The organism is Janibacter hoylei PVAS-1 (assembly GCF_000297495.1).
Classification (GTDB): Bacteria; Actinomycetota; Actinomycetes; order Actinomycetales; family Dermatophilaceae; genus Janibacter; species Janibacter hoylei.
Genome location: NZ_ALWX01000044.1, coordinates 1 through 19,733 on the forward strand (window position 1 = coordinate 1; position 19,733 = coordinate 19,733).

The 19,733-nt window shown below is 71.1% G+C and carries 16 protein-coding genes, 1 tRNA gene and 1 pseudogene; 5 read left to right on the forward strand and 13 right to left on the reverse strand.

The window, feature by feature from the left end; genetic code table 11:
• Positions 1–74: 74 nt before the first annotated feature.
• Positions 75–293: a 50S ribosomal protein L31 gene (gene rpmE, locus B277_RS09890; RefSeq protein WP_007927779.1), complete on the reverse strand. Its 219-nt coding sequence runs from the start codon at positions 291–293 to the stop codon at positions 75–77.
• 195 nt (positions 294–488) lie between these two features.
• Between rpmE and B277_RS09895 the strand changes: the two genes are divergently transcribed.
• Positions 489–1,058, forward strand: coding sequence for a GNAT family N-acetyltransferase (locus tag B277_RS09895; protein ID WP_157986911.1), 570 nt, complete (start codon positions 489–491; stop codon positions 1,056–1,058).
• A 25-nt stretch (positions 1,059–1,083) separates the two neighbouring features.
• On the opposite strand, the gene B277_RS09900 is transcribed toward B277_RS09895, so the two are convergent.
• From B277_RS09900 to argS, 7 genes and pseudogenes are all read right to left on the reverse strand, one after another.
• The gene (locus B277_RS09900; protein ID WP_007927783.1) at positions 1,084–1,545 is read right to left on the reverse strand and encodes a sensor histidine kinase; all 462 of its coding nucleotides are present in this window, start codon (positions 1,543–1,545) and stop codon (positions 1,084–1,086) included.
• 98 nt (positions 1,546–1,643) lie between these two features.
• Positions 1,644–3,620 (reverse strand): transcription termination factor Rho, encoded by a 1,977-nt coding sequence (gene rho, locus B277_RS09905; RefSeq protein WP_007927785.1) that lies wholly within the window; start codon positions 3,618–3,620, stop codon positions 1,644–1,646.
• A gap of 426 nt (positions 3,621–4,046) precedes the next feature.
• A complete protein-coding gene (gene thrB / locus B277_RS09910) occupies positions 4,047–4,976 on the reverse strand; it encodes a homoserine kinase (protein ID WP_007927787.1) in 930 nt (309 codons plus the stop codon).
• 2 nt (positions 4,977–4,978) lie between these two features.
• Positions 4,979–6,079 carry a threonine synthase gene (thrC, locus tag B277_RS09915; protein ID WP_007927789.1) on the reverse strand — a complete coding sequence of 367 codons (1,101 nt, stop codon included), beginning with the start codon at positions 6,077–6,079 and terminating at the stop codon, positions 4,979–4,981.
• 1 nt (position 6,080) lies between these two features.
• Complete coding sequence (locus B277_RS09920) at positions 6,081–7,493, reverse strand: homoserine dehydrogenase (protein ID WP_083853724.1); 1,413 nt, start codon at positions 7,491–7,493, stop codon at positions 6,081–6,083.
• Positions 7,405–8,869: pseudogene (gene lysA, locus B277_RS09925) on the reverse strand (diaminopimelate decarboxylase). Before lysA ends, B277_RS09920 begins: the two are co-directional and overlap by 89 nt.
• 19 nt (positions 8,870–8,888) lie before the next feature.
• Positions 8,889–10,532, reverse strand: coding sequence for an arginine--tRNA ligase (gene argS, locus B277_RS09930; protein WP_007927794.1), 1,644 nt, complete (start codon positions 10,530–10,532; stop codon positions 8,889–8,891).
• Between the two features lie 95 nt (positions 10,533–10,627).
• Here argS and B277_RS09935 point away from each other — a divergent pair.
• Positions 10,628–10,700 (forward strand) — tRNA-Arg (locus tag B277_RS09935).
• Positions 10,701–10,842: 142 nt separating this feature from the next.
• On the opposite strand, the gene B277_RS16885 is transcribed toward B277_RS09935, so the two are convergent.
• From B277_RS16885 to B277_RS09950, 3 genes are all read right to left on the reverse strand, one after another.
• The gene (locus B277_RS16885; protein ID WP_083853725.1) at positions 10,843–10,986 is read right to left on the reverse strand and encodes a methionine/alanine import family NSS transporter small subunit; all 144 of its coding nucleotides are present in this window, start codon (positions 10,984–10,986) and stop codon (positions 10,843–10,845) included.
• Positions 10,983–12,566, reverse strand: a complete 1,584-nt coding sequence (locus B277_RS09940) for a sodium-dependent transporter (RefSeq protein WP_007927796.1) — start codon at positions 12,564–12,566, stop codon at positions 10,983–10,985. The genes B277_RS16885 and B277_RS09940 overlap by 4 nt, the downstream gene beginning before the upstream one ends.
• A gap of 496 nt (positions 12,567–13,062) precedes the next feature.
• On the reverse strand, positions 13,063–14,205 hold the full coding sequence (locus B277_RS09950; RefSeq protein WP_007927800.1) for a helix-turn-helix domain-containing protein: 1,143 nt from the start codon (positions 14,203–14,205) through the stop codon (positions 13,063–13,065).
• Between the two features lie 196 nt (positions 14,206–14,401).
• Here B277_RS09950 and B277_RS09955 point away from each other — a divergent pair, with 196 nt between their 5' ends.
• Genes B277_RS09955 through B277_RS09965 form a run of 3 tightly spaced genes read left to right on the forward strand, consistent with a single transcriptional unit; the run spans position 14,402 to position 17,161 of the window.
• A complete protein-coding gene (locus B277_RS09955; RefSeq protein WP_007927815.1) occupies positions 14,402–15,004 on the forward strand; it encodes a hypothetical protein in 603 nt (200 codons plus the stop codon).
• Between the two features lies 1 nt (position 15,005).
• The gene (locus B277_RS09960) at positions 15,006–16,577 is read left to right on the forward strand and encodes a GMC oxidoreductase (RefSeq protein WP_007927826.1); all 1,572 of its coding nucleotides are present in this window, start codon (positions 15,006–15,008) and stop codon (positions 16,575–16,577) included.
• Positions 16,577–17,161, forward strand: coding sequence for a hypothetical protein (locus B277_RS09965; protein ID WP_007927827.1), 585 nt, complete (start codon positions 16,577–16,579; stop codon positions 17,159–17,161). The genes B277_RS09960 and B277_RS09965 overlap by 1 nt, the downstream gene beginning before the upstream one ends.
• Before the next feature lie 65 nt (positions 17,162–17,226).
• Here the strand turns inward: B277_RS09965 and B277_RS09970 are convergent, their stop codons facing one another.
• Together B277_RS09970 and B277_RS09975 are read right to left on the reverse strand one after the other, a co-directional pair.
• Positions 17,227–18,258, reverse strand: a complete 1,032-nt coding sequence (locus B277_RS09970) for a hemolysin family protein (RefSeq protein ID WP_007927828.1) — start codon at positions 18,256–18,258, stop codon at positions 17,227–17,229.
• Positions 18,255–19,598 (reverse strand): hemolysin family protein, encoded by a 1,344-nt coding sequence (locus B277_RS09975; RefSeq protein WP_007927829.1) that lies wholly within the window; start codon positions 19,596–19,598, stop codon positions 18,255–18,257. The genes B277_RS09970 and B277_RS09975 overlap by 4 nt, the downstream gene beginning before the upstream one ends.
• Between the last annotated feature and the right edge of the window lie 135 nt (positions 19,599–19,733).

The window sequence follows — 19,733 nt, forward strand, 5'->3', positions numbered from 1 at the left end:
GGTGGGGGCGGCGGTGGCTGGAGACGACCGAGTGCGCCGGCCAGCCCGAGGGGCTGACCGGCGCATCGAGGTGACTACTTGGCCTCGGTCTTCTGGCCGTAGCGCTTCTGGAAGCGGGCCACGCGACCACCGGTGTCCATGATCTTCTGCTTGCCCGTGTAGAACGGGTGGCACTGGCTGCAGACCTCGGCGCGGATCTGGTGGTCCGGCTTGGTGCTGCGGGTGGTGAAGGTGTTGCCGCAGGTGCACGAGACGGTCGTCGCCTCGTAGGTGGGGTGGATGTCCTTCTTCACGTGGTGCTCCTCGGGTCGTGAGTGTGTCCGGGTCGGCGCTGCGCCGGAATGGGCCGACAGCTGCGGACGTCTGCGCCGCGTGCCGTGAACCGGACCAACCATGAATTGTGCCATGACGCGCACAGGGGTTCCAAACACACGATCGGCCGGCGTTGTTCCCCGGTCCGCCGCAGGCGACTGCGGCAGGATGGGCCCATGGCTCCTCCCCGCCCCCGCCTACCCCGGCGCACCTCCCGCGAGCGACGAAGGGAGCCGGTCCCCGGCCCCGTGGAGGGCTCGGTCATCCGCCCCGCCGTGCCGAGCGACGGCGCGACGATCGTCGCCCTGCGGGCGCTGATGTTCGAGGCGATGGGCACGCCCGCCGAGCAGATCTCCGACCCGACCTGGCAGGAGGACGCCTCGCGCTGGCTGCAGGCGCACCTGGCCGACGAGCACACCCACGTCGTCGTCGCGGAGGCCAACGGCACGGTCGTCTCGTGCGCGATCGGCCAGGTCCTCGACCTCATGCCCTCCCCCACGCGGGCCGGCGAGGGCGGGCTCATCACCAACATCGCGACCTTCCCCCGGCACCGCCGGCTCGGCTTCACCCACGCGGTCGTCGCCGCGCTGCTCGAGTGGTTCGAGGAGGAGACCGAGGTCGAGGTCGTGACGCTCAACGCGACCGAGGCCGGGCGGGACATCTACGCCGACTACGGCTTCGTCGACTCGACCTTCCCCGAGATGCGGCTGCGGCTGGAGCGGTCGACGGCGGCACCCGACGCCTGACCGGCCGGCCGCGCCCGGGTGATGCTCAGGGGGCGATGGGCAGGGTGATCGTCACCGTGGTCCCCTCGCCCTCGACCGACTCGAGGTCCACCGTGCCGCCGTGCACCTCCGCGATGGTCCGGACGATGACCAGGCCCAGCCCCGTGCCCTGGATCTGGCCGGCCTGGGCATCACTCGCCCGGAAGAACCGGGTGAAGAGCCGTTGTCGCTCGGCCTCGGGGATCCCCATGCCCGAGTCGCGACAGGTGATGCGCACGACGTCACCATGACGGTCGGTCGTCACCGCGACCGTGCCACCGGCGGGCGTGAACTTCACGGCATTGCTCACGACATTGGTCACTGCCCTCTCGATCTGCTGGGCATCGCCGTGGACGGGGACGGGCTCGTCTCCACGCTCGATGGTGAGGTCCACCCCGGCCGCCTGCGCGACCGGGCACAGCTGCTCGACGACGCGCTCGGGGAGAGCCTCGGAACCCGGCCGTCTCACCGGACAGGCCTCCCTTCGTCGTCCTCCACGGGCGCACGGTCGAAGGGGGTCGACCGCACGCGGTGCGGTCGACCCCCTTCGATGGTGCGGGCGGACGGTCAGGCCGTCTCGTCCTCGTCGCCGAGCTTGATCGAGCTGGTCTGCTGGACCTGCATGAGGAACTCGTAGTTCGTCTTGGTCTTGCGCAGCCGGTCGAGGAGCAGCTCGACGCCCTGCTGGGTGTCGAGGGCGGCGAGCACGCGGCGCAGCTTCCACATGATCTTCAGCTCCTCCGGCGCGAGGAGGATCTCCTCGCGGCGGGTGCCGGAGCCGTTGACGTCCACGGCCGGGAAGATGCGGCGGTTGGCCAGGCCACGGTCGAGCTTGAGCTCCATGTTGCCCGTGCCCTTGAACTCCTCGAAGATCACCTCGTCCATGCGCGAGCCGGTCTCGACGAGCGCGGTGGCGAGGATGGTCAGCGAGCCGCCGTTCTCGATGTTGCGGGCGGCACCGAAGAACTTCTTCGGCGGGTAGAGCGCCGCGGAGTCGACACCGCCGGAGAGGATGCGCCCGCTCGCCGGGGCGGCGAGGTTGTAGGCGCGGCCCAGCTTGGTGATCGAGTCGAGGAGCACGACGACGTCGTGGCCCATCTCGACGAGACGCTTGGCCCGCTCGATGGCCAGCTCGGCGACCGTCGTGTGGTCGTCGGCCGGGCGGTCGAAGGTCGAGGAGATGACCTCGCCCTTGACCGCGCGCCGCATGTCGGTGACCTCTTCGGGGCGCTCGTCGACGAGGACGACCATGAGGTGGCACTCGGGGTTGTTGGTGGTGATCGCGTTGGCGATCGACTGCATGACCATCGTCTTGCCGGCCTTGGCCGGGGCGACGATGAGGCCACGCTGGCCCTTGCCGATCGGGGCGACGAGGTCGATGATCCGGGTCGTCAGGATGTTGGACTCGGTCTCCAGACGCAGGCGGTCCTGCGGGTAGAGCGGCGTCAGCTTGCCGAAGTCCGCTCGACGCTTGGCGTCGTCGGGGGTCATGCCGTTGACGGTCTCGAGCTTCGCGAGCGGGTTGTACTTGCCGCGGTTGCCCTTGGTGTTGATCGTCTGCTGCTGCGGCTCCTCGCCCTCGCGGGCGGCCTTGACCTGACCGGTGACGGCGTCACCCTTGCGCAGGCCGTTGCGCTTGACGACACCGAGCGGCACGTAGATGTCGTTGGGTCCGGGCAGGTAACCCGAGGTGCGGATGAAGGCGTAGTTGTCGAGGACGTCGAGGATGCCCGCGACGGGGACGAGCACGTCGTCCTCGTGGATCTGCGGCTCGGTGTCGTCGAACTGCTGACCGCCGCCGCGCCGCTTGTCACGGTTGCGGTTGCGGTTGCGGTTGCGGCTGCGCCGGCCGCCGCGCTCGTCGTCACCCTGGTTGCGGTTGTCGTTGCCGCCCCCACGGTTGTCGTTGCCGCGGTTGTTGTCGCGGTCGTTGCGGTCGTTGTTGCGACCGCCCTGGTTGTCGCCGCCGCGGTTGTTGTCGCGGTTGCCACCCTGGTTGTCGTTGCCGCGGCTGTTGCCCTGGTTGCGGTCGTTGCGGCCGCCCTGGTTGTTGCCACCCTGGTCGTTGCCCTGGTTGCGCTCGCCACCGTTGGCCTCGCGGTTGCCCCCCTGGTTGCGGTCGTTGCCGCGGCCCCGCCCCTGCTCACGCTGACCCTGCTCACGACCGGAGTCGGTGCGCTCGGCGCTCGGGGCCTCGGCCTGGGCCGCGGCGCCCTTGTCGGCACCCGTGTCCGAGCCCTTGTCGGTGCTCTCGGCGCTCTGGGCGGCCGGCGCCACGTCGGCGGCGGGGGCCTGCTCCGGCGCGGACGCCGCGCGGGAGGCGCGACGGGGAGCCTTGGCGGGCTGCTCGGCGGAGGAGCCGGACTGCTGGGCGCGGATGGCGGCGACGAGGTCGCTCTTGCGCATCTTGGCGGTGCCCGTGATCCCCATGCTCGAGGCGAGCTGCTGCAGCTGGGCCAGGCGCATCGCGCTGAGCGCGCCGGATCGGCGAGGCTGCTCCGCGGTCGCGGGAGCGGTGGTGTCGCCAGTGCTGGTGTCGGTCACGAAGGACCCTTTCCCTCGTAGGGCCCGCCGCGCAGGGCAGGCCTGATGAGTCCCGTCAAGAGCGGGAATGTTGGTGAGATCCCCACGGCTGCGCGCCTGACCCGGAGGCCGATGGCACTCACGTGGGGGAAGCTCCGGGACCTCATGTGCCCCCGACTGGGATGTCAGGGCACCGGACCTCGAAGGAGCACGGCCAATGTATCACTGCACCCGCTGTCACCCGCACACCCGGCCCACGTCACCCCCTGCGCGCACGTGCCCGGGATGGCGCCGACCACCGCCCGCCTCCACCCCTGCGTATTTCCCTAGGCAAATACGGACCTCCCTGCGCATTTCCCTAGGCAAATGCGGGCCTCCCTGCGCATTTCCCTAGGGAAATGCCGGCTTCCGTGGTGATTTCCCTAGGGAGATGCGGAAGGGGGGGGGTCAGACGAGGTGGACGCCGTGGGTGGGGACGCCGGGGGTGAGCACCCGCCAGCCGGCGGGCACGAGCGGGGCCACCTCGGCGACCCGGTCGGCGGACGTCAGCACGAGCACGGACGGGCCGGCGCCGGAGATCGTCGCGGCGAGACCGGCCCCCCGCAGTGTGTCGACGAGCGCCATGCTCTGCGGGTAGCTCGGGCGGCGGGGCTCCTGGTGCAGCAGGTCGTGGGTCGCCTCGACGAGCAGCTCCGGCGCCGCGGTGAGGGCGTGCACGAGCAGCCCCGTGCGGGCCGAGTTGGCCGCGGCGGTGGCCAGCGGCACGACCTCGGGCAGCACCGTCCGGGCGGTGTGCGTGCTCAGCGTCGTCTCCGGCACGAGGACGACGGCCTCGATCTGCGGGTGCAGACGAAGGGGGACGCTCCGGGTCCGCGGCAGCGGTTCGCCGGGGTCGGTGACGGAGAGCGTCGCCCCGCCGTAGACGCTCGCCGACGCGTTGTCCGGGTGCCCTTCGAGGGCACTGGCGATGCCGTTGACGACGTCGAGGTCGAGCTCGGTCCCGGCGAGGGCACCACCGCGGACGGCGAGCGCGTGGGCCGCGGCGACACCGCCGACGATGGCCGTCGCCGACGAACCCATCCCCCGGCCGTGGGGCACCGCATTGGTCGCGCGCAGGCGCAGCCCGGCCGGCGGGGGCACGTCGAGGTGCTGCCAGGCGGTGATCATCGTGCGCACGACGAGGTGGCTCTCGTCGCGGGGCACGCTGTCGGCCCCGGACCCCTCGACCTCGATGACCAGACCGGGCTCGGCCGTGACCGTGACGGTGCACTCGTCCCAGACGCCGAGCGCCAGCCCGACGCAGTCGAAACCGGGCCCGAGGTTGGCACTGGACGCGGGCACCCGCAGGGTGACCGACGTCCCGGCGGGGATCGTCACGCTCAGTCCTGCAGGCCGAGCTCGCGGGCGATCGCGTAGGCCTCGGCCGGCACGCTCACCGGGGCGATGTCGCTGCCGTCGGCATTCTTCAGCGCCCACTGCGGGTCCTTGAGCCCGTGACCGGTCACGGTGCAGACGATCGTCGCGCCGGCGGGGACCTGCCCGGCCGCGGAGGCCTTGAGCAGGCCGGCGACGGAGGCCGCCGAGGCGGGCTCGACGAAGATGCCCTCGCGCGAGGACAGCAGCCGGTGCGCCTGGAGGATCTCCTCGTCCGTGACGGCCTCGATGCGACCGCCGGAGTCGTCGCGCGCGGCCTCGGCCTGCTGCCACGACGCGGGGTTGCCGATGCGGATCGCCGTGGCGATCGTGTCGGGCTCGTCGACCGGGTGCCCGAGGACGATGGGCGCCGAGCCGGCGGCCTGGAAGCCCCACATCTGCGGCGTGCGGGTGGCCACCGGCGCGAGGGTGCCGGAGACCCCTTCGGTCTCGGTGGCGTACTCGCGGTAGCCGCGCCAGTAGGCGGTGATGTTGCCGGCGTTGCCGACCGGCAGGCAGTGGATGTCGGGGGCGTCGCCGAGCGCGTCGACGATCTCGAAGGAGGCCGTCTTCTGCCCCTCGATGCGGGCCGGGTTGACCGAGTTGACCAGCTCGACCGGGTACGACTCGGCGAGCTTGCGGGCGACGTCGAGGCAGTGGTCGAAGTTGCCGTCGACCTGCAGCAGGGTCGCGCCGTGGGCGATGGCCTGCGACAGCTTGCCCATCGCGATCTTGCCCTCGGGGACGAGGACGGCACAGGTCATGCCGGCCTTCGTCGCGTAGGCGGCCGCGGAGGCCGAGGTGTTGCCGGTGGACGCGCAGATGACGGCCTTGGCCCCCTTCGCCGCCGCCATCGACATCGCGGCGGTCATGCCGCGGTCCTTGAAGGAGCCGGTGGGGTTGAGGCCCTCGTACTTGACGTGCACCTGCGCGCCGACGAGCTCGCTGAGGTGCTCGGCGGGGATGAGGGGGGTCCCCCCTTCGCGCAGGGTGACGGTCGGGGCGCCGGCCAGCATGGGCAGCCGGTCGGCGTACTCGGTGATGACGCCGCGCCACTGGTGGGCCATGTCAGTTCCCTTCAACACGCATGACGGAGGTGACCTCGTTGACCGTGTCGAGCCCGTCGAGCTCGTTGACGGTCGCGGAGAGCGCGGCATCGGTCGCCGCGTGGGTGACGATGACGAGGATCGCCCGCGCCGAGCCGTCGTCGTCGGTGACGACCTGCTGGCGCACGGTCTCGATGGAGACGTCGTGCTCGGCGAAGACCGAGGCGACGCTCGCGAGCACGCCCGAGCGGTCGGCGACGTCGAGGCTGACGTGGTAGCGGGTGATCGCCTCGCCCATCGGCAGGACGGGCAGGTCCGCGTAGGCGCTCTCTCCCGGACCGCGGCCGCCGGTGACGCGCGCGCGGGCCACCGCGACGAGGTCGCCGAGCACGGCGCTGGCCGTCGGGTCGCCGCCGGCACCCTGTCCGTAGAACATCAGCTCGCCGGCGCCCTCGGCCTCGACGAAGACCGCGTTGTACGCCTCGCGCACGGAGGCCAGGGGGTGGCTGAGCGGGATGAGCGCCGGGTGGACGCGCGCGGAGATGCCCTCGCGCCCGTCCTGGCCCGTCACCCGCTCGCAGATCGCGAGCAGCTTGACGGTGCAGCCCATCTCCTGCGCGGCGGCGATGTCGCGCGCGCTCACCTCGGTAATGCCCTCACGGTGGACGTCGGCGCTCGCGACCCGCGAGTGGAAGGCCAGCGAGGAGAGGATCGCGGCCTTGGCCGCGGCGTCGAAGCCCTCGACGTCGGCGGTCGGGTCGGCCTCGGCGTAGCCGAGTGCCTGGGCCCGCTCGACGGTCTCGGCGAAGCCGGCACCCGTGGAGTCCATGGCGTCGAGCACGAAGTTGGTCGTGCCGTTGACGATCCCGATGACGCGGCGGATCGAGTCGCCGGCGAGCGAGTCGCGGATCGGCCGCAGGATCGGGATGGCTCCGGCGACAGCGGCCTCGTAGTAGAGGTCGACGCCGTGCTGCTTGGCCGCCGCGTACAGCGTCGGGCCGTCCTCGGCGAGCAGCGCCTTGTTGGCCGTGACGACCGAGGCCCCGTGCTCCATCGCCGAGAGGATCAGGCTGCGGGCGGGCTCGATGCCGCCGATCACCTCGACGACGATGTCGGCACGCGTGACGAGCTCGGCCGCGTCGGTCGTGAAGAGCGCCGGGTCGACCCCGAGGTCGGAGCGGTCACGGCCGGCCCGCCGCACGGCGATGCCGACGATCTCGAGCGGTCGACCGATCCGCTGCGCCAGGTCGTCGGCCTGCGCGGTGAGCAGCCGGGCGACGCTGCCGCCGACGACACCACCGCCGAGCAGGGCGACGCGAAGGGGGGGTCTGGTCGGGGGGCGGTGGTCATCGGACCTCCTGGAGCGGGCTGGGCTCGTCCACGTCGAGGGCGAGCAGGTCGTCGATCGTCTCGCGTCGCACGATGACCCGTGCAACGCCGTCTCGCACCGCGATCACGGGCGGCCGCGGCGTGTGGTTGTACTGGTTGGACAGGCTGCGGCAGTAGGCGCCGGTCCCGGGGACGGCGATGAGGTCACCGGGCGTGATGTCGTCGGGCAGGTACTCGTCCATGACGACGATGTCGCCGCTCTCGCAGTGCCGCCCGACGACCCGCACGAGTCGAGCGGGTGCGGTGGAGCGGCGCCCCGCAAGGGTGCACGAGTAGTCGGCGCCGTAGAGCGCGGTGCGCACGTTGTCGCTCATGCCACCGTCGACGGAGACGTAGGAGCGGCTGACGCCGTGGCTCACCTCGACGTCCTTGACCGTGCCGATCTCGTAGAGGGTGAAGGCGCTCGGCCCGGCGATGGCGCGGCCCGGCTCGATGGAGATGCGCGGCAGCGGCGCCTCGGGGTGGCCGTCGCGGAAGCCCTTGAGCTCGCGGTCGACGAGCTCGGCCATCTGGGTGCCGAGCTGGGCGGGGGGTGAGCGGCTCGTGCTCGGAGGTGTAGGCGATGCCGTAGCCACCACCGAGGTCCATCTCGGGCATGGCGATCCCGTGCTCGTCGGCGACCTCGGTGTGCAGCCCGATGAGCCGGCGGGCGGCGATCTCGAAGCCGGAGGTGTCGAAGATCTGGCTGCCGATGTGGCTGTGCAGGCCGAGGAGGCGCAGGTGCTCCCCCTTCGCCACGATGGCGTCGATCGCGGCGCGGGCCTGCCCACCGGCGAGGGAGAAGCCGAACTTCTGGTCCTCGTGCGCGGTGGCGATGAACTCGTGGGTGTGCGCCTCGACGCCGACGGTGACGCGGACCATGACCGGGGCGGTGACGCCGAGATCGGCGGCGACGGAGGCGACCCGCTCGATCTCGTCGAAGGAGTCGACGACGATGCGCCCGACGCCGTAGGCGAGGGCCTGGCGCAGCTCCGCGACCGACTTGTTGTTGCCGTGCAACGCGATCCGCTCACCGGGGAAGCCGACGCGCTGCGCGACGGCCAGCTCGCCGCCGCTGCACGTGTCGAGGCCCAGCCCCTCCTCCATGATCCACCGGGCGACGGCGGAGCAGAGGAAGGCCTTGCCGGCGTAGTAGACGTCGGCACCGGCCACCGCGGCGAAGGGAGCGGTGAAATCGTCGCGGAAGGCCCGTGCGCGCGAGCGGAAGTCGTCCTCGTCGAGGACGTAGGCGGCGGTGCCGAAGTCACGGGCGATGTCGGTCACCCGCAGACCGCCGACGGCGAGGACGCCGCTGTCGTCACGGGTGACGTTGCTCGGCCACAGCTGCGGCAGCAGCTCCATGACGTCGCTCGGGTAGGGCAGCCACTGGGGCGCCGCGCCGTAGCCGTCGGCGTGGAGGATGCCGGCCTCGTGGGCCCTCATGTTGGTCGCCACGGTCGCCTCACATGCGCTCGGGCGCCGAGACGCCGAGCAGGTCGAGGCCGTTGGCGAGCACCTGGCGGGTGGCGTCGTTGAGCCACAGGCGCGTGCGGTGCGTGTCGGTGAGCTCCTCGTCGGAGCGCGGGCGCACGCGGCAGGTGTCGTACCACTTGTGGAAGTGCCCGGCCAGGGTCTCGAGGTAGCGGGCGACGCGGTGCGGCTCACGCAGCTCGGCAGCGTGGGCGACGACCCGCGGGAAGTCGCCGAGCGTGGCGAGCAGGGTCGCCTCGGTCGGGTCCGAGAGCAGCCCCGGCTCGAAGGCGTCGGCGCGGTCGATGCCGTCCTCGGCGGCCAGGCGCGCGACGTTGGAGGTGCGCGCGTGTGCGTACTGCACGTAGAAGACGGGGTTGTCGTTGGTCTGCTTGCGCAGCTCCTCGCCGTCGAGGCTGAGCGGGCTGTCCGCGGGGTAGCGGGCCAGCGAGTAGCGCACGGCGTCGGAGCCGATCCACGAGATGAGGTCGCGCAGCTCGATGATGTTGCCGGCGCGCTTCGACAGCTTGGCGCCGTTGAGGTTGACGAGCTGACCGATGCGGATCTCGATGTTGGTGTCCGGGTCGTCACCTGCGCAGGCGGCGATGGCCTTGAGCCGGGAGACGTAGCCGTGGTGGTCGGCGCCGAGGAGGTAGATCTTCTCGGGGAAGCCGCGGTCCTTCTTGCTCAGGTAGTACGCGGCGTCGGCGGCGAAGTACGTGGGCACGCCGTCGGCGCGGACCAGGACGCGGTCCTTGTCGTCGCCGAAGTCGGTGGTGCGCAGCCAGACAGCCCCGTCGCGGTCGTCGACGTGGCCCTGCTCGCGCAGGCGGGCGATGGCGGCCTGGACCGCTCCCCCGTCGTGCAGGGTCTTTTCGGAGAACCACACGTCGAAGTGCACGCCGAAGTCGTCGAGGGTCGACCGGATGTCGGCGAGCTGGGCCTCGTAGCCGAGCTGGCGGGCGACGGCCAGGGCCTCGTCCTGCGGCAGCTCGAGCAGGTCGGGGCGGGCGCGAAGGGCGGTCTCCGCCAGGTCGTCGACGTAGGCACCGGGGTACCCGCCCTCGGGTGTGGGTTCCCCCTTCGCCCGGGCCAGGACGGAGGCGGCGAAGTTGTCCATCTGGGCGCCGGCGTCGTTGATGTAGTACTCGGAGGTGACGGCCGCTCCGGAGGCCGCGAGCAGGCGGCGGATCGAGTCGCCGAGCGCTGCCCAGCGGGTGTGGCCGATGTGCAGCGGACCGGTGGGGTTGGCGGAGATGAACTCGAGGTTGACCGTGTGGCCGGCCATCGCCTCGTTGCGGCCGTAGGCGGCACCGGCCTCGACGATCGAGCGCGCGAGCTCACCGGCCGAGGCGGCGTCGAGGGTGATGTTGAGGAAGCCCGGGCCGGCGATCTCGATGTCGGCGATGCCTGCGGTGGCGCCGAGACGCGCGGCGACGACCGCGGCGACGTCCCGGGGCTTCATGCCGGCCGGCTTGGCCAGCTGCATCGAGATGTTGCTCGTCCAGTCACCGTGGCCCTTTTGCTTCGGTCGCTCCACGCGGATCTCGGCGGGCACCTCGACGGTCATCTCGCCGGCCTCGACGGCGGCGGTCAGGGCGGCACGGATCGCTGCAACAAGCTCTTCGGGGGTCACGGTCGGCCAGTCTAGGTGCGCGGCGGTCGTGCCCGTCGCGGCGGTCGATTCTCGGGACGGGCGAGCCCGGTGCTAACCTCACCGGGCACCACCCCGCCTCCGTAGCTCAGGGGATAGAGCACTGGTTTCCGGTACCAGGGGCCGCAGGTTCGAATCCTGCCGGGGGCGCGTTTTTCCACGAAGGGCCGTCAGCACTCGCTGGCGGCCCTTCGGCGTGGCCGCACGAATCGAAGGCCCCCGCTCAGCCGAGCGGGGGCCTTCGTCGTACTCGCGTGCGGGGGCTCCCCTTCGCACGTCGTGGCCAGGCCTCCTACAGGTCCCGGTGCATCCCGGGGTCGCCCGGCTCGTCGGCCGCGGAGTCGCCGCGGACGCTGAGGTTGAGGATCGCTGCGGCGAGCCCACCCCAGATGGTGAGCATCGCGACGATCATCATGACGATCGCTGTCGTGGTCATGCCGTGTCACCTCCGTCGACGATCAGGGCGTCCTCGGCGCGCTCGGCGGCCTCGATCTCGTCCGGGTCGGCGCTGAGCAGCACGCCGCGACGCCACGGCACGAGGGAGAGCACGATGGCGATGATCGGCAGCGCCGCGGCCATGCCCCAGCCGAAGACGTTGAGCAGCTGCGCCGGGTAGTCCTCGTAGGGGGCGACGATCTTGGCCTCGAGCTCACGCACGAGCATCACGACGAGGACGATCGGCAGCAGCGCGCCGACGATCCAGCGCCACCAGCCGCGCAGCCTGATCGAGCTGACCCGGTCCATGTGACCCTCGAGCTCTGGCAGCTTGGCCAGGACGCCGGAGACGACGAGCATCATGACCGTGGCGACCGCGAGGATGCCGAAGGAGTTGACGAAGGCGTCGAGGGTGTCGAGCAGGTAGATCCCACCCGTGGTCGAAAACATCGCGATGCTGGCCACGGCCATGGGGACCCCGACGACGAAGGTCGCCGTCCGGCGGGAGATGCCGACCTTGTCGCGGATGGCGCCGATGACGACCTCGAGGATCGAGATGAGCGAGGTGATGCCGGCGAGGACGAGCGAGCCGAAGAAGAGCACGCCCAGGACAGCCCCGGCCGGCGCCTCGTTGATGATCGCGGGGAAGGCGACGAAGGCCAAGCCGATGCCGCTGGCGACGACTTCGCTGATGTCCTGGCCGGAGGCCTGGGCCATGAAGCCGAGCGCGGCGAAGACCCCGATACCGGCGAGCAGCTCGAAGCCGGAGTTGGCGAAGGCCACGACAGACCCCGACCCCGTCATGTCGGTCTTGCGGCCGACGTAGCTGGCGTAGGTGATCATGATGCCGAAGCCCACCGACAGGCTGAAGAAGATCTGGCCGACGGCGGAGATCCACACGCTGGTGTCCTTCAGCGCGGCCCAGTCGGGGGTGAAGAAGGCGTTGAGACCGCTGCCGGCGCCGTCGAGGGTGAGGGAGATGACCACCAGCGCGATGAAGGCGACGACCAGCGCCGGGATGAAGATGACGGCGGTGCGCCCGATGCCGGCCTGGACGCCCATCGCGAGCACGCCGATCGTCACGACCCAGAAGAGGACCATCGTCAGCGTGATCTCGGGGACGAAGTCGAAGGTCGGCCCGGGCGTCTCCGCGGCGCTGAGGTAGTCGCCGAAGAAGTAGCTGTTGGGGTCCTCGCCCCAGCCCTTCGTGAACGACAGCACCGTGTACTTGCCGGCCCAGGCGAGGATCGCGGCGTAGTAGACCGCGATGACGATGCAGATGAGCACCTGCCACCACCCCAGCCACTCCGCGCCGCGACCTAGCCGTCGCAACGACAAAGGGGCCGACCCGCGGAAGCGGTGGCCGATCGAGTAGTCGAGGTAAAGCAGCGGGATGCCGGCGAGGAGCAGCGCGACGAGGTAGGGAATGAGGAAGGCGCCGCCGCCCCCTTCGTAGGCGACGTAGGGGAAGCGCCAGATGTTGCCCAGCCCGACGGCTGATCCGATCGCGGCGAAGATGAAGACCTTGCGCGAGGAAAAGCCCTCCCTGGGCTTGACCTCGGTGGCCGGTGCGCGGGACATGCTCACTCTCCTGATGTCAGATGAACTCCAACATGTTCCAGTATCCGCTCCCGATGTGGCCCACGCCACGCCGATCGGCGGGCGGTCGGGGCCCGCAGGCCGACAGAGAATCCGCATTTCCCTAGGCAAATGACCGGTCTGGTGGTGATTTGCCTAGGGAAATACGGTCTGGGGTGCGCATTTCCCTATGGAAATGTGGCCGAGCTCCGCCAGCGCGGAGTTCTACGGCACGCCCAATGCCGCGACCGCTCCGACGTCGTGGAGCTGGCAGTTCACGATGACCAACCCGGTCGACAACCCGCACGACGGGTCCGACGTCGTCAGCTTCGACATCGACGACCCGGCGCGGCTCAACATCGCCCCGCCCGCCCGCGCCGACCACAGATCAGCACCGGGGGCGTCTTCGTCAGGGAACTCGTGGCGCTCCCGGTGGTGTACCACCTCTCCCGCAGACAGAGACCGGCCTCCGCAGGAGGTCGCCCGGAGGGGTCGCCGATCAGGCGGCCCCTTCGGCCGTGAGGAGTACGAGCAGCTCGGCGCGGACGTGCTCGTCGTCGAGGTCTTCGCCGAGCAGGTCCCGCAGCCGGTGCAGTCGCCCACTGACGGTCTGCGGGTGCACGACGAGGTGGGCGGCGATGCTGGGGCGGTGACCCCACTGGAGCAGCCACTGGTGGAGGGTCTCGACGAGCACGGCCCGCTGGTCCTCGGGCAGCCGGTCGAGCTCACCGAAGTACTTGCGCCGCAGCGCCCGCACCACCATCGGGTCCGCCAGGCAGGCGAGCTGCAGCAGGGCGTCGTCGACGAAGGTGGGTCCGCTCGAGACCGCACCGCGCAGCGACAGCAGCCGCTGGCTCATGGCGAGCGAGTCGGGAAAGTCGGCGAGCGGCACGGCCGGCCCGACCACGCAGTCGACGTCGCCGAGGACGGGCCGAAGGGAGGTCGACAGCTGGTCGGCGCCCACCGGCAGACCGATGACGACGTCGCGGGTGCGGGCAAACCAGGCCGGCCGGGTGGCCGCCGCCCGCACCACCTGCGCCCCGTCGGCGGGTGAGGTGATGACGGCGCACACGAGCGCGTCCGGGTCCCAGCCGATGCGGACGGCCAGGTCGGCCACGCCCCCTCCCCTGCCGACCATCTCGCTGGCGAGCTGACGCCCCAGCTCCTCCTCGTCGGCGCTGGCCAGACCGGCCATGTCGTAGCCGCGACGAGCCGCCGTGATGACGACCTCCGCGAGCGTGAGCACCCGGCTGAGCAGGTCGAGGACCAGGTCGGGCTCGAGCTCCGTGGTATCCCTCAGCACGGCCCGGTGCGTCTCGCGCTGCACGAGCCGCGCCGCCATCCGGATGGAGTCGACGAGCAGCTCTTGGTCGACGCCGCCACGGGCGGACTCGACACCGAGGCGCTCGAAGATGCTGTCGTGCGCCCCCAGCCGGGCTGCGTCGTTGGTCGCCACGCACACGAGGAACTCCCGGACCGCGCCGATGATGTCGGCCGGCCACTTGTGGTCCAGCGGGAGCGTCGGCATACCGAATTCGCCGGCGACCCGGTCCATGAGGAGCGGCGCGAGGGCGCCGAGCTGGCTCTCGTTGGCCTCGAGCAGGTACCGCGCGATCTGGTTGGTCGATCTCTCCAGGGCCATGCAGCTCATTCTCCACGGCTGGCCAGCGGATCCGCGCGCCCACATGTCCCGTCGTGCACATGTCACGTCGTGCTAGGCCGCGAGCGGAAGTCTGTCACGAGAGGTGATGGCGGTCGAGCCGGTACGACGGTCATCATGACGGAGGCCACTCGTGTCGGCCGCCACCTTCCTTCGCCCCTCAGGAGCAACCCCCGCCATGAGTGACATCTCTCGCCGCACCCTCGCCAAGGGCGCCGCGTGGACCGTGCCCGCCGTGACCGTCGCCGCTGCCGCGCCGAGCCTCTCCGCATCGACCAACCCCGACGCGTGCCCGGCGGCCGCCGGTTGGCGCGCGGGAGCGGGGTCGCTCCCGACGTGGAATCTCTTCGTCGCCCCCAACGCCACCGGCGGGTCCCGCGTCCAGCTCAATCTGGGCCTGATCTGCCCTGACCTCAATCCCCCGATCGGGGCCCAGGGCTTCCGGTTCCAGCCGACCGCGGTCACGGCCACCGACAACTCGGGCGGCAGGCACGTCGGCCGCGTCGCGAGCGACACCAACACGCGCTACCGCGTGGAGGTCCCGGTGGCGATGGGCTTCGCCGGCATCTTCGACGACTTCGCGTACAACCCGCCCGGTGCGGGCGTCGACTGGAACGCCAGTCACCACCTGAAGTCGTACGACATCACCTACACCCTCGAGTGGTGGAGCACCCCCATCGTCGGCGGCTCGATCATCCAGGCGTGCACCTACACGTCGACGGTCGAGGCGACGACCTTCCAGTCCACGTACCTCGGCGGACGCCTGAGCACCCTCGTCTGACATGAGCACCTCCTCCAGCCGGCGCGCCGCCCTCCGCGGCGCGCCGGTCGTCGCATCCGCCGGCCCGCGCATCGCCGTCATCGGGTCCGGCTACGGCGGCGCCGTCGCCGCCCTCGCGCTCGCCCGCGCCGGCCGCCAGGTCGACCTCATCGAGATGGGCGCCGACTGGTCGACCATGCCGCCCAAGGCCGACGGGACGGTCTTCGACCGCATGGACGCGGCCACCGGCCGGTCCACGTGGTTCGGCACCCGCACCGATGCCCCCTTCGCGCGGTTCTTCGGCATGGACGTGGTCAACAAGGACATCGACTCCCGCGCCGGCGTCCTCGACACGGTCCGCTTCGACGACTTCAAGGTCTACCGCGGCGTCGGTGTCGGCGGTGGCTCGATCGTCAACGGCGGCATGGCCGTCACGCCGCGCCGCAGCTTCCTCGGCCAGGTCATGCCGAGCCTCGAGCTCGGCGAGATGTACGGCACGTACTTCCCGCGGGCGACGGAGGCCCTCGGGGTCACCGCTCCCCCGGTCGACGTCATCGGCACCTCGCCCTGGTACCAGTACACGCGCCGCTCGGCCGCCGACGTGCGCAAGGCCGGCTACAGCCAGGTCATGGTCCCCAACGTCTACGACTGGGACCACCTGCGCCGCGAGACCGTCGAGCGGGCCCCGCGCTCCGCCACGGCCGCCGAGGTCATCTACGGCAACAACCACGGCAAGCGGTCGCTCGACAAGACGATCCTCGCCGAGGCCCTCGCGACCGGCCGGGTCCGCCTCGTACCGCTCACGCAGGTCACCTCGCTGACGCAGACCTCCGCCGGCGCCTTCGACCTCGGGCTGCGGACCATCACCTTCGAGGGCGCGGTCACCTCGACCCGGACCGCGACCTACGACCGGGTGGTCCTCGCGGCCGGCTCGGTCGGCACGCTCGAGCTGCTCCTGCGGGCCAAGGCGAAGGGGACGGTCCCCGGGCTACCCGCGACGACCGGCAGGTCCTGGGGCCCCAACGGCAATGTCATGCTCGCGCGCCTCGCGACCAACCTCCTCGGCAGCAACGCCAAGAGCGGGGCGCACCAGTCCGGCATCCCGGCACAGGGCGTCATGGCGTGGGACGACTCGGCGAGCTCGGTCTTCGCCGAGGTGGCTCCCCTGCCGGTCGGCTTCGAGACCTACTCCAACCTGTACCTCGCGATCACCAACAACCCCAACCTCGGCTCCTTCACCTGGGACACCGCTCGTGATCGGCTCGCCCTGGACTGGGACGCCGCCAAGCACGCCCCGAGCGTCGCCGCGACCAAGCGGGTCTTCGACAGGATCAACTCGGCCGCGGGCAGCTACTACCGGACCGACCTCTTCGAGGGCAGCAAGCGGCTCACCGACTACTTCACCTACCACCCGCTCGGCGGGATGGTGCTCGGCGAGTCCACGGACTCCCGAGGAGAGGTCAAGGGTGTGCCCGGGCTCTTCGTCATGGACGGCTCGCTCATCCCTGGCAAGGTGGGGGTCAACCCCTTCGTCACCATCACGGCGCTGGCCATGCGCAACATGGACCGGCTCATCGCAGGAGGTCGCTTCTGATGGGCATGCCCTCCCGCCGCGCCGTCGTCACCGCAGGCGTGTGGACCGCCCCGGCGGTCACCGTCGCCTCGGCCGCGCCCCAGCTCACCGCCTCGACCGTCGGCCCGTCGCGGCTGTCGATCGAGCTCGTCGACCCGCCGATCGGCGCCGACTGGCAGCCGCAGTACAGCACGCCGATCCGCAGCACGACGGGCGCGACGATGGGCTCGGCATCGCTCCCGCCGCGGGTGCGCATCACCAACCTCGGGGGCTCGCCGGCCGCCCAGGTCACCGGGACGCTCGCGCTCACCGTGGGCTCCTACGCCAAGGGCGGCACTCGGATCAGCGGTGGTGACCAGCTGCGGCTGGCGAGCACCGCCGGGTGGACGGTCACGCGGGTCTCGGCCACCACGGGCTCCCGCTTCACCTACGTGCTGACCCAGCCGGTCCCGGCCGGCGGCTCGGTCGAGCTCGACCTGCGCTACATCGGGGCCTTCGCCGTGCGCGAGCAGTACACCGTCCACGTCGAGGCGACCGTGGCCTCCGCGGCCTCGGCGCAGGACGGCGCCGACGACAAGGTCGGGCTCGGCAGCCGGTTTGGCTGACCGGTCCTGACGACGACGGGCGGTGACCCCCCGATCAAGGGAGGTCGCCGCCCGGTCGAAGGGGGTCAGCCCCGCTGCGTGGAGTCCGTCACCTCGCCGACGAGCTCCTCGATGACGTCCTCGAGGAAGACGACGCCCCGGACCGAACCATCGGTGTCGACGACCCGCGCCAGGTGGGTGCCGGTGCGCTGCATGGTGGCGAGCACGTCCTCGACCTCGTCGTCCGGCTGGACGGTCGCCATGCGGCGCAGGCGCTTGCGCGGGACCGGCTCGCTGCGCTCGGTGTCGTCGGCGTAGAGCACGTCCTTGAGGTGGAGGTAGCCGGTGAGCTCGCCAGCGTCGTCCACCATCGGGTAGCGCGAGTAGCCGTGCTTGGCGACGAGGCGCTCGATGTCGTCGGGGGTCGCGTCACGCGGCACGGTGACGAGCTCGGCGACCGGGACACCCACGTCGGCGGCGTCCTTGTCGGAGAACTCGAGGGCCGCCCCGACGAGGCCGTACTTCTCCGACTCGACGAGGCCCTCACGGTGCGACTCGTGGACGATCTGTTGGACCTCCTCGGCGGTGAAGGCCGAGCCCACCTCGTCCTTGGGGTCGATGCCCATCGCCCGGACGAAGGCCTTGGAGACCCAGTCCATGACGACGATGACCGGCTTGGCGATCTTCATGACCCACATGAGCGGCGGGACGAGCAGCATCGCGGAGCGCTCGGGGCCGGCGATCGCCAGGTTTTTGGGCACCATCTCGCCGACGACGACGTGCAGGTAGACGACGATGAGGATCGCGAGCACGAGCGAGGTCGCGTCGGTGAAAGCATCGGGCACGCCGATGCGCTCCATGACCGGGTGCAGCGCGTGGTGCAGCGCCGCCTCGGAGATGGCACCGAGGAGCACCGAGCAGATGGTGATGCCGAGCTGACAGGTCGCCAGCAGGACCCCCGTGTGCTGCAAGGCCTCCACGGCGATCGCGGCCCGCTTGTCGCCCGCGTCCGCAAGCGGCTCGAGCTGTGAGCGCCGCGCGGACATGGCCGCGAACTCGGCGCCGACGAAGAAGGCATTGGCGAGCAGCAGCGCCACGGTGATCAGGATCGTCGTCATGCCGGCTCACCCCCCTTCGTCGTGTCGTCGGAGTCGGTGGCGTCGTCGCCGACCTGCTCGACGAAACGCAGCCGGTCGACACGGCGGGTGTCCATGTCGGCCACGGTGATCTGCCAGCCCTCGATCTCGATGACGTCGCCCACCTCGGGGACGCGGCCGAGCTCGGCCATGACCCAGCCGCCGACGGTCTCGTAGGCCGGACCCTCGGGCACGGGGGCGCCGACGCGGTCGCGAACCTCGTCGGGGCGCCACAGGCCCGGCACGGTCCACACCCCGTCGCCGAGGTCGCGTCCGGTGGTCTGGGCGAGGTCGTGCTCGTCGTTGACCTCGCCGACGATCTCCTCGACGAGGTCCTCGAGGGTGACGACACCTGCGGTGCCGCCGTACTCGTCGACGACGACACCCATCTGCAGGCCGGAGTCACGCAGCTGGATGAGCAGCGGGTCCAGGCGCAGGGTCTCGGGGACGACGACGGGGTCGATCATCAGGGCCGAGACCGGCACGCCGGCGCGGCGCTCGTGGGGCACGGCGATCGCCTTCTTGACGTGGACGACGCCGTCGACGTCGTCCCAGTCCTCCCCGGTGACGGGGAAGCGGGAGTGGCCGGTACGACGCGCGAGGGCGACGAGGTCCTCGGCGGAGGCGGTGCGGTCGATGGAGCTGGCGCGGTTGCGCGGGGTCATGACGTCGGCGGCCGTCTGCTCGCCGAAGCCGAGGGAGCGGGCGACGAGCCGGCCGGTGCCGGAGTCGAGGGTGCCCGCCTCGACAGAGGTGCGCACGAGTGAGGCCAGCTCCGCGGGACTGCGGGCGGCGGAGAGCTCCTCCTGCGGCTCGACGCCCATGCGGTGCAGCACCCAGTTGGCGCTGCCGTTGAGGACGAAGATCAGCGGCTTGAAGAGCACGCCGACGATCCGCATGGGGCGGGCGACGACCTTCGCCGTGCCGAGCGGCTCGGAGACGGCGAGGGTCTTGGGGACCATCTCGCCGAGGATCATCGAAAAGACCGTGGCGATGACGAGCGCGAGCCCGCTCGCCGTGGACGACGCCGCCCGCTCCGGCAGGCCGAGGGCCTCGAGCCCCGGCTGGATGAGCGCACCGACCGCCGGGCTGGCGATGAAACCGAGGGCCAGGGTCGTGACCGTGATGCCGATCTGGCAGGCCGACAGCAGTGTGGAGAGCGTTCGAAGGGAGGTGAGCACCGGCTTCGCGCCGTGGTCGCCGGAGTCGACGGCCCGCTGGACCGTGGGCCGGTCGAGGGCGACGAGCGAAAACTCTGCCGCGACGAAGAGGGCGGTACCGAGGGTGAGGAGGAGGGCAAGGACTAAGAGACCTATGGTCATGGTGGGCGAGATTCTACGGGGAACCCGCTGGGAGACGGCTGCGAGCACGCTCCCTGACGAGGGCTCGAAGGGAGACCCAGCCCCTCCTCCTCCCTGAGGAGGTCGCTCTGCGACCGTCTCGAAGGGAGACCCCCA

Coding starts and splice junctions, on each gene's coding strand:
- B277_RS09895 (WP_157986911.1), top strand. CDS start 489: ATGGCTCCTCCCCGCCCCCGCCTACCCCGGCGCACCTCCCGCGAGCGA.
- thrC (WP_007927789.1), bottom strand. CDS start 6,079: ATGGCCCACCAGTGGCGCGGCGTCATCACCGAGTACGCCGACCGGCTG.
- B277_RS16885 (WP_083853725.1), bottom strand. CDS start 10,986: ATGACCACGACAGCGATCGTCATGATGATCGTCGCGATGCTCACCATC.
- B277_RS09940 (WP_007927796.1), bottom strand. CDS start 12,566: ATGTCCCGCGCACCGGCCACCGAGGTCAAGCCCAGGGAGGGCTTTTCC.
- B277_RS09950 (WP_007927800.1), bottom strand. CDS start 14,205: ATGGCCCTGGAGAGATCGACCAACCAGATCGCGCGGTACCTGCTCGAG.
- B277_RS09955 (WP_007927815.1), top strand. CDS start 14,402: ATGAGTGACATCTCTCGCCGCACCCTCGCCAAGGGCGCCGCGTGGACC.
- B277_RS09960 (WP_007927826.1), top strand. CDS start 15,006: ATGAGCACCTCCTCCAGCCGGCGCGCCGCCCTCCGCGGCGCGCCGGTC.
- B277_RS09965 (WP_007927827.1), top strand. CDS start 16,577: ATGGGCATGCCCTCCCGCCGCGCCGTCGTCACCGCAGGCGTGTGGACC.
- B277_RS09970 (WP_007927828.1), bottom strand. CDS start 18,258: ATGACGACGATCCTGATCACCGTGGCGCTGCTGCTCGCCAATGCCTTC.
- B277_RS09975 (WP_007927829.1), bottom strand. CDS start 19,598: ATGACCATAGGTCTCTTAGTCCTTGCCCTCCTCCTCACCCTCGGTACC.